The organism is Rhodobaculum claviforme, from assembly GCF_016653255.1.
GTDB classification, from domain to species: Bacteria; Pseudomonadota; Alphaproteobacteria; order Rhodobacterales; family Rhodobacteraceae; genus Rhodobaculum; species Rhodobaculum claviforme.
In genome coordinates, this window is sequence record NZ_NHSD01000152.1 from 1 (window position 1) to 8277 (window position 8277).

At 70.9% G+C, this 8277-nt stretch carries 8 protein-coding genes; 5 read left to right on the forward strand and 3 right to left on the reverse strand.

Features of this window, described 5'->3' with window-relative positions; all coding sequences use genetic code 11:
• The 4 genes from CCR87_RS04875 to CCR87_RS04890 form a co-directional block, all read left to right on the forward strand.
• Positions 1 to 333, forward strand: a 333-nt coding sequence (locus CCR87_RS04875) for an ABC transporter permease (protein WP_201156444.1), incomplete at its 5' end; no start/stop codon positions are given.
• Entirely contained in the window at positions 330 to 1931 is a 1602-nt protein-coding gene (locus CCR87_RS04880; RefSeq protein WP_201156445.1) for an ABC transporter ATP-binding protein, read from the forward strand. The genes CCR87_RS04875 and CCR87_RS04880, both read left to right, overlap by 4 nt.
• 52 nt (positions 1932 to 1983) lie before the next feature.
• Positions 1984 to 2724, forward strand: coding sequence for an SDR family oxidoreductase (locus tag CCR87_RS04885; RefSeq protein ID WP_201156451.1), 741 nt, complete (start codon positions 1984 to 1986; stop codon positions 2722 to 2724).
• A gap of 83 nt (positions 2725 to 2807) precedes the next feature.
• Positions 2808 to 3287, forward strand: a complete 480-nt coding sequence (locus tag CCR87_RS04890) for a GNAT family N-acetyltransferase (RefSeq protein WP_201156446.1) — start codon at positions 2808 to 2810, stop codon at positions 3285 to 3287.
• Positions 3288 to 3341: 54 nt separating this feature from the next.
• On the opposite strand, the gene CCR87_RS04895 is transcribed toward CCR87_RS04890, so the two are convergent.
• The 3 genes from CCR87_RS04895 to CCR87_RS04905 form a co-directional block, all read right to left on the reverse strand.
• Entirely contained in the window at positions 3342 to 3860 is a 519-nt protein-coding gene (locus tag CCR87_RS04895) for a tripartite tricarboxylate transporter TctB family protein (RefSeq protein WP_201156447.1), read from the reverse strand.
• A complete protein-coding gene (locus CCR87_RS04900; protein ID WP_201156448.1) occupies positions 3853 to 5403 on the reverse strand; it encodes a tripartite tricarboxylate transporter permease in 1551 nt (516 codons plus the stop codon). The genes CCR87_RS04895 and CCR87_RS04900 overlap by 8 nt, the downstream gene beginning before the upstream one ends.
• Positions 5404 to 5469: 66 nt before the next feature.
• Positions 5470 to 6552, reverse strand: a complete 1083-nt coding sequence (locus CCR87_RS04905) for a type 2 periplasmic-binding domain-containing protein (protein ID WP_201156449.1) — start codon at positions 6550 to 6552, stop codon at positions 5470 to 5472.
• A 163-nt stretch (positions 6553 to 6715) separates the two neighbouring features.
• On the opposite strand from CCR87_RS04905, the gene CCR87_RS17600 reads away from it, so the two are divergent.
• The coding region (locus CCR87_RS17600; protein WP_201156450.1) for a HAMP domain-containing protein at positions 6716 to 8277 on the forward strand (1562 nt) is incomplete at its 3' end.

Here is an 8277-nt window from a genome sequence, read left to right on the forward strand (position 1 = left end):
GTCCGGGCGGCGCGGGTGGCGGGCAAGGGGCGTGTTCGGATCTCGGTGGAGCATATCCTGCCGAACATCGCCAATCTGCTGATCGTGCAGGGCACCATCCAGTTCTCGCTCGGCATCCTGGCCGAGGCGGGGCTGTCGTACCTCGGTCTCGGGGCGCAGCCGCCGCTGCCGTCCTGGGGGCGGATGCTGGCGGATGCGCAGACGATGGTGGCGATGGCGCCGCACATGGCGATCTTTCCGGGCCTGGCGATCGTGCTGACGGTGCTGGGGCTGAACCTGATGGGGGACGGGTTGCGCGATCTTCTTGATCCCCGGCTGCGGCGCGCGCGATGAGTGTGCTGACCTTCGACCGGCTGTCGCTGTCGATCCACGGCTCGCCGATCCTGCGCGACGTGTCGCTGGCGCTGGAGGCGGGGCGGACCCTGGGCGTGGTGGGCGAAAGCGGGTCGGGCAAGTCGCTGACGGCGCTGGCGGCGATGGGGCTGCTGCCGGAGGGGGCCCGCACCCGGGGGGCAATCCGCCTTGATGGCCGGGACCTGCTGGCCACCTCCGAGGCGGATCTGTGCCGTCTGCGTGGCCGTCGCATCGGCATGATCTTTCAGGAGCCGATGACCGCCCTGAACCCGATGCAGTGCATCGGTGACCAGGTGGCCGAGACGTTGGTGATCCACGGTGCCGCCCCGCGGGCCGAGGCCCACCGCATCGCCGCCGAGCGGCTGGCGCGGGTGGGTCTGCCGCCGGATCGCTGTGCGCCGTCGCGGTTCCCGCACGAGCTGTCGGGCGGGCAGCGCCAGCGGGTCTGCATCGCCATGGCGGTCGCCCTGCGCCCGGCGGTGCTGATCGCGGACGAACCCACCACCGCGCTCGATGTCACCACCCAGGCGCAGATCCTCGATCTGCTCAAGGGGCTGGTGGCCGAGGAGGGGATGGCGCTGATGCTCATCACCCACGACCTTGCGGTGGTGTCGGGGATCGCCGACCGGGTGGCGGTGATGTCGCAGGGCCGCGTGGTCGAGCAGGGCGCGACCGAGGCGTTGTTCCGCGCCATGCGTCACCCCTATACGCGCCAGTTGTTCGCCGCCTCGGACCACCGTCCCGTGCGCGGGGCGGTGCCGGTGGGCGGGCCCTTGCTGCGGGTGGCGGGTGTCAGCCGCACTTATGCGCTGCCGCGCGCGCGCCTGTTCCGGCGCGCCCCTGTGCTGCGCGCGGTCGAGGATGTCAGCCTGGAGGTCCGCGAGGGGGAATCCGTCGGGCTGGTGGGCGAATCGGGCTGCGGCAAGTCCACCCTGACCCGGGCCATCCTGGGCCTGGAGGGGGTGCAGGCGGGCGCGATCCGTCTGTCGGGACAGCCCGTCGGCCCCCGCATGCCCGGTGCCTTGCGCGCGCAGGTGCAGGTGGTGTTCCAAGACCCCTATGGCAGCTTCAACCCCCGCCACCGGGTCGACCGTCTGGTGGCCGAGCCGTTTCACCTGCTGCCCGACCCGCCCCGGGGCGCCGCCCGCCGCGCGGCCGTGGCCGCGGCGCTGGAGGCCGTGGGCCTCTCCGCCGCCGACATGGAGAAATACCCGCACGAGTTCTCGGGCGGTCAGCGCCAGCGCATCGCCATCGCGCGCGCGCTCATCATCCGCCCGAAGCTGATCGTGCTGGACGAGGCGGTGTCGGCGCTCGATGTGTCGGTGCGTGCGCGCATCCTCGACCTGCTTGCGGATCTGCAGGGGCGGCTGGGGCTGTCGTATCTGTTCATCAGCCACGATCTGGGCGTGGTGCGCGCCATCACCGACCGCGTACTGGTCATGCGCGCCGGCCGGATCGTCGAGGAAGGCCGGACCGAGGACGTGTTCGCAGCCCCCACCCACCCCTATACCCGCGCGCTCCTGGCGGCGACGCCGCGCATTCCGGCGCACTGGACCCCGCAGGGCGCGCCCGCTTGAACCCGCCGCGCCGCCGTGCATGGTGCAGGCGATGCAACAGGGGGGACGGGACATGCGGCTGAAGGGCAAACGCGCGGTGGTGACCGGGGCGGGGTCGGGGTTCGGTGCGGGCATCGCACGGCGCTTTGCCGCCGAGGGCGCGCGCGTGGTGGTGGTCGATCTGAACGCCGACGCCGCCCGCGCCATCGCCGAGGAGATCGGCGGCATCGCCCAGATCACCAATGTCGCCGACGGGGCCGCCGTCACCGCCATGGCCGAAGCCACGCTGGCCGCGCTGGGCGGTGTCGACATCGTGGTGAACAACGCCGGCATCACCCATCTGCCCGCCCCCATGGAGGAGGTGTCGGAGGAGGACTTCGACCGCATCTTTGCCGTCAACTGCAAGTCGGTGTATCTGATGGCGCGGGCCTTCGTGCCGGGGATGAAGGCGCAGGGAGCGGGGGCGATCCTCAACATCGCCTCGACCGCCGGGGTGTCGCCGCGCCCGCGGCTGAACTGGTACAATGCCTCCAAGGGGTGGATGATCACCGCCACGCGGGCGATGGCGGTGGAGCTGGCGCCGGCCGGCGTGCGTGTCAACGCGCTCAACCCCGTGGCGGGCGAGACGCCGCTTCTGAAGAGCTTCATGGGCGAGGACACCCCCGAGATCCGCGCGAAGTTCCTTGCCACCATCCCGCTGGGCCGCTTCTCCACACCCGAGGACATGGCCGCGGCCTCGGTGTTCCTGTGCTCGGACGAGGCGTCGATGATCACCGGCGTGGCGATGGAGGTGGACGGCGGGCGCTGCATCTGACGCGGCCTTGTGCGGCCTTGGACGGGCGCAGGCCGCTGTCCATCCTGACGGGATGGCGCCGGGCCACGATCGGGAGGGGACGGATGATCATCGTCGAGGCCGGAACGCCGGACCACCCGCAGGCGCGCGCGCTTCTGGAGCAGAGCCACGCGCTGATGGCGCATCTGTTTCCCGACGAAGGGAATCACGCCCTCTCGCTGGAGGAGCTGCGCGCCCCGCATGTGCGGTTCTTCGTGGCGCATGCGGGGGACGGCGTGCTGGGGGTGGGCGCGCTGGCCGTGACGCCGGGGCAGGGCGAGGTGAAGTCGCTGTTCACCGCGCCCGAGGCACGCGGGCGCGGGGTCGCCGCGGCCCTGCTGCGGCGAATGGAGGAGACGGCACGGGCGCTGTCGCTGCCCTGGTTGCGGCTGGAGACCGGCGTGGGCCTGGATGCGGCGCAGCGGCTGTATCGCGCGGCCGGGTTTGTCCCGTGCGCCCCGTTCGGCGCCTACACCGCGCAGCCATCGAGCATCTTCATGGAAAAGGCGGTCGGCCCCGACGCGCAGTGCCCCGACGCGCAATGACCTTAGACCCAATGACCTGAAACGCAGTGACCGTGGTCCCGTCCGGCGGGTCGCTCAGAACGGAACCGGCAGCCACGGCGCCAGCCACCCCTGCGGCAGGCGCACCGCCAGCAGCAGCGTCAGCGCCCACATCAGCGTGCCCAGCCCCGCCAGGATGCCGACCGTGATCCGCCAGTCGGACCGGAACCGCAGGTGCAGCAGCGCGGGCACGAACACCGCCGTCGCCCACACCATCCCCAGCATGGCGATCAACCCGCCATAGCCGAGGCACCACAGATAGACCCCCATCCCCCGGCGCAACCCGTCGAGGGTGCGCTCCTCGTCCGACAGGGAAATGTCGGCGGTGTTCAGCACCATGGGCGACGGGTGGCGGCGGCGCCAGAGCTGCCGGGCCAGCTCCAGCACGCACAGCGCCGCGGTGATGGCGCCCGCGTATTGCGGAAACAGCCGCGCGGCACGGCGGAAATCCCCCGCGCTCCAGACCACATACAGCGCGAGGATCAGCACCAGCACCACAAAGGCCGTGCGCAGGCGGCGTTGCAGCCGGTCGGCCGGGATCGGGGCGTCAGGCATCGGGCTTGTCCTGTGCGGTGGGTTGCGGGGCCGATTGCGGGGCCGATTGCGAGTCGGAGGTCGGCGCGGCAGTGGCGCGCAGGGTGCGCCCCTTCATCACCGTGCCGCCGAACATCAGCACCACGCACAGCACCGCGATGGCGATCACCAGCGGCCGCGTCAGCCATTCCCAGTCATAGATCGAATACGACATCCACAGGTAGCGCTCCACCAGCCCCGCCAGGATGAAGCCCACCAGCAGCGGCGGGCGCGGCATCTCGATGCGCTTCATGGTCCAGCCCAGCAGCCCGAAGGCCGCCAGCGTCAGCAGGTCGCCGAAGTGGCGCGTCTCCTGCCAGGCGCCGATGATCACGATGCACAGCACCACCGGGGCGATGTACTGGAACGGAACGAAGGTCAGCCGCGCGATGGGCTTCGACAGCGCCAGGCAGATGATCGTGCCGAACACGTTGCCCAGTGCCAGCGACCAGATGATGACGAACACCAGCTCCAGATTGTCGCGCAAGAGCGCCGGTCCCGGCTGCACCCCGAAGATCAGCAGCGCCCCCAGGAACAGCGCCATGGCCGAGGACCCCGGCACCCCGAACAGCAGCGTGGGCATCAGCACGCCGCCTTCACGCGCGTTGTTGGCGGCCTCGGGGGCGATCACGCCGCGCACGTCGCCCTTGCCGAACCTGCTGCGGTCAGAGGCGCGGGTGACCACGATACCGTAGTTCAGCCAGTCGATGATCGACGACCCCATGCCCGGGATCGCGCCCACCAGCACCCCGATCAGCGAATGGCGCACCACGAGGTACTTGTTGGCCATCGTGTCGCGCAGCCCGGCCATCCAGCCCGATCCCAGCCCGCTGCCGCGCCGTGCGATCGTGCCGCCGCGCGCCAGAAGGTCCACGATCTCGGGGATGGCGAACAGCCCCAGCGCCACGATCACCAGCGAAAACCCGTCGAACAGGTACACCACCCCGTGCGCCCAGCGGTATTCGGGCGCCGCCGGCGCGCCGCCGACCATCCCCAGCATCAGCCCCAGGCAGGCCGCGATGATCCCCAGCAGCGGCCGGCTCCCGCTGAGGACACCGACCATGCACAGCCCCAGGATCGTCAGCATCAACAGCTCCGGCGCCCCGAAGGCCAGCACCAGCGGGCGCGCGAACGGCACCAGCGCCGTCAGCGCCGCCGCCCCGATCAGCCCCCCGATCAAGGAGGCCGAGAACGCCGCCCCCAGCGCGCGCGCCGCCTCGCCGTTGCGGGCCATGGGATAGCCGTCCATCACCGTGGCCTGGCTGCCCGACGACCCCGGTATCCCCATCAGCACGGATGGAAACGTGTCCGACGACGGCACCGCCGCCGAGATCCCCACCAGCATCGCGATCCCGGCATAGGGGTCCATCCCGAACAGGAACGGCAGCACCAGCGCCATCCCCATCAGCCCGCCCAGCCCCGGCAGGATGCCCACGACGATGCCGATGCCCACCCCGGCCATCAGCATCCCCATCCGGAACGGATCGAGCATCACGAAGAACGCGGAGACCAGCGCCTCGAGCATGGGAAACCTCGCAAGATGTCGCGCCGCCCGGCGGTCCGGGCGGCGCGGTGGGTCGGCGCAGTGGGATCAGCGCGGGGTGAACGAGACCTCGAACCGGTCGGTCATCAGCGCGCGCAGCCAGTCGAGGATCTCCTCGGGGGCGGCGTTCAGCTCGGCCTTGATCTGGTCCAGACCGGGGCCCGAGATGACCTCATAGCCCTCCAGGATGCTGGCGGCGGCCTCGATGAACGCGGGGTCCTGGACCATCGCGTCGACGCCGGTGCGCAGGGCGGTGCGGGCCTCTTCGGGGGCCTCCGAATGCACCCAGATCGTGCCGCGGGTGTTCTGCACGAGGTTGGCCACGACCTTGAACGCCTCCCATGCCTCGCCCGAGGGCATTTCGCCGTGGATCTGCTGGTAAAGTTCGGGCGCGGTGATGATGTCGGGCACGGCCGGGTCGCGCACCGGGTTGCCGTCGGGATCGATGAAGCCGATGGCATAGGCGGTGATCGCCGTGCCCTCCTCCACCAGCGGCAGGACGGAGGCGTTGAAGGCCGGGCTCGACTGGGTGTTGATCGCAAGCTCGCCGCGCTCGAACGCAAGGCGGGTGTCGCCGCGCCCGCCAAAGCCGGGGACCGGGCGGTATTCGATCCCGAACATCTCCAGCGTGACGATGGACTCGATCAGCCCCACCGGATCGGTGATCCCCTTGGTGATGCGGCCTTCCATCTGCATGATCTCGGTGCCGTCGGTGATGCCCGCGCGGCTGTGGATCGCCGTGACATGCCCCATGGGCGAGGCGACGACGGGGTCGAGGTCGCGCAGGTCCAGCTCCAGCCCCTCCAGCCCCAGGAACGCCCGCAGGTTCAGGTGCCCCGAGGCCGTCAGCAGCGTCATCCCGTCGCGATCCACCCGCGTGAATTCGTTGGAGCCCAGCAGGCCCCCGGCGCCGGTCACGTTTTCCGCGATCACGGTGGGGCTGCCGGGGATGTGGCGGCCCAGATGCTGCGCGATCAGCCGCCCGAAGGTGTCGGTGCCCCCCCCGGCCGAGAACGGGATGATGATGCGGATCGTCTGGCCCTCGTAGAACTCCGCCTTGGCGGTGCCCGCGGCCATCAGCGTGGCGGTCGCGGTCAGCGCCGCCGCGAGGGGTGTCCAGAACCTTGTCATGCCGTGTCCCCCTGTGTCCCACCGTTTCCGTCGGTGGCGTTCGGCAGGACGATTTCACAACATCGCCGCGGGCGCCAGATGCGGGGCGGGGGGACATAAACCGAATCTTTCGACTTCACGGGCAATCAGTCCGGCAAACCGCTGTTTGCGAAAGGATCGCCCCGTGCTCGACAGAATCCGTATCTCCAGCCGCATCAACGGCGGCTTTGGCGTCGTGGTGGCCCTTTTGCTGGGGCTCGCCGCCCTGACGTGGACCGCCTCTTCCGGGCTCGGGGGGCTGTTCTCCACCTACCAGAACGAGGTCCGTCTGGTGGAGCGTGCCAACGACCTGCGCAACGCCATGCGGTTGACCCAGTTCGCGGTCGCCGATTTCCGGGCCGACCCCGGTGAGCCGTCCGCGGCGCAACTCGACCAGGCGCTGGGGGGGCTGGGCGCGCGTGCGGCGGCGCTGCGCGACCTGGCCAACCGCGACACGGAGGTCGCGGCCGTTGCGGAGATCGAGCAGGCGGTGGCGCGGTTCACGGCACTGGCCAATGGCTACCGCGAGGTGACGGAAACCACCGTGGCCCGCACGTCCGAGCTGACGCAGCTGGGCATCGAGCACCGCCGCGGCATCGGCGCGCTGCGCAGCGCGCTGGAAGAGCGTGGCGCGATGGACCTCGCCTATGACGCGCTGCGTGCCAGCGACGCCTTTCTGGTGACGCGGGTCCGGATCGACCGGTTCTTCGCCGGCTGGCCGGCCGAGGAATTCGACACCGCCACCGCCCCGTTCGAGCAGACCGCCGCCGCGCTGGACCGCGTCTCGCGCGGTGGCCTGATGCCGGAGGAGCGCGCGATCCTGTCGGGTGCGCGCTCGGGCATCGCCAGCTTCCTCGAAACCGCCATGGCCGCCCGCGACGCCGAGCTTGCCCGGCGTCCCGCATCCATGGAGCTTGACGCCGCCGCCACCGCCCTCGTCACCCGGGTGGAGGCGATGATGGCCAAGGTCATCGAGGGGCAGGCGGCCCTGGAGGCGGCGGGCGACACCCGTGTGGCGACGACCCAGACCACGACGGTCGCGGTGTCGGTCGCGGCGCTGGTGCTGGCGATGCTGATTGCCTGGGTCATCGGCCGGTCGGTGGCGGGCTCGGCCGGAGGCATGGCCCGGTCGATCAGCCGGATCGCGGATGGCGATCTTGAAACGCCGGTCGGCGGCACCGACCACAAGACCGAAATCGGCGTCATGGCCCGCTCGCTGGAGGTGCTGCGCGAGAACGCCCGCGCCGCGGAAAAGGAACGCGCGGCCCGCGCCGAGAGCGAGGAGCGCCGCGCCGAATTCTTCGACCAACTGGGACGGAATCTCGCGGATCTCGCCTCCGGCGGCCTGGCGACGCGGATGCAGCGCGCCGATCATCCAGGCGTGGACGAGGTGACCTTGCGGCTGTGCGACGACTTCAACGCCCTGGGTCAGTCCTTCTCGACCCTCATCGCGCAGGCGCAATCCAGCGCGACCTCGGTGCGCGAGACGGCGGCGCAGCTGGCGCAGGGCTCGGGTGAGATGTCGCACCGGGCCGAGACGCAGGCCGCCACGCTGGAGCAGTCGGCGGCGGCGCTGGACGAGATGACGGCGTCGGTGAAATCGGCCGCCGACAAGGCCTCGGAGGCCGATGGCGCCGTGGGCACCGTCCGGCGCGAGGCCGACGACAGCCGCGCGGTGGTGGCCGCGACGGTGGCCGCGATGGGCAA